The sequence below is a fragment of the Methylobacterium sp. CCH5-D2 genome, assembly GCF_001556475.1.
In the GTDB taxonomy this organism is placed as follows: Bacteria; Pseudomonadota; Alphaproteobacteria; order Rhizobiales; family Beijerinckiaceae; genus Methylobacterium; species Methylobacterium hispanicum.
Window position 1 is genome coordinate 1 of record NZ_LSIX01000067.1, and the last position, 985, is coordinate 985.

General features: G+C 79.5%; 1 protein-coding gene. It reads right to left on the reverse strand.

Going from position 1 to position 985, the window contains the following annotated elements; translation table 11 throughout:
* On the reverse strand, positions 1-985 hold a 985-nt coding region (locus AX737_RS01375), incomplete at both ends, for a DUF2336 domain-containing protein (RefSeq protein ID WP_066918379.1).

A 985-nucleotide genomic window follows, 5' to 3' on the forward strand; every position in this document is an offset into this window, starting at 1 on the left:
GGCGCGGCGGGCCGCCTCGCGGGCCGCTGCCGCCTCGGCGATGGCGCGGGCGACCTCGCGGGCCTCGTCGCGGGCGGCCTCCGCCTCGAAGCGGGTGAGCAGCGCCATCACGGCCTGCATCTCGCCGAAGGGCATGTCCTCGCAGGCGGTGAGCGCCCGCTCGATCATCCGGCGCGACAGGCCGGCACCCCGCGCCGCGGTCGCGCCGTCCTGCGCCTCGCGCCACGCGCCGAGCGCGGCGGCGATGGCGGGCAGCAGCGCCTCGGCGAGGCCGGCGCGCCGGTGCAGTTCGGCGACGCCGCGGGGCTCGCGCATCAGCACCGCGACGCGGGCCGGTTCGAGCTCGGCGAGGTCCGCGAAGGCGATCTCGGCGAACCCGACCTGCCCGGAGAGGATCGCCCGCAGGATCAGGCCCGCGTTGAGCTGGCCGGTGGCGCGCAGGTGCCGCACGACCCGCGCGACCGAGGCCGCACCGGCCCCGGCGCAGAGGTCGAGCACCGCCCGCTCGCCGGCCTCCCGGCTCATCCGGGCGCCGCGCTCCGGCGTGAGCCAGCCGCAGCCGGTGACGAAGTGCTCGAGGTCGCGGGCGAGCCGCGCGCCGACCGCGTGGCGGACCTCGATCGGCAGGTCGGGCCGCGCCAGCAGCGCCTCCCGGAGCACGGGCGCGGCGCCGTGGCGCTCGACCATGCGCAGCATCCGCCCCGTTGTGATGCGGGCGGTGGGGTTGCGGGCGAGCACCGCCAGGGTCTCCGGCCCGGCGATCTCGGCGAGCGCCCCGGCGACCGCGTGGGAGAGGTGGTGTCGGGCGGCGATCGCGGCGCGCACCGCCTCGCAGCCCATCGCGGCGGCGTCCACGAGGTCCGCCTCGGTGAGGACCGGCGAGCGGGCGAGGACGAGGCAGGCCACCTCGGTCTGGTCGCTCGCGAGCGCCACGATGAGGGGGCGCGGCGCCCGCGCGGAGGCCGCGCAGGCCTCGGCGAGCGCC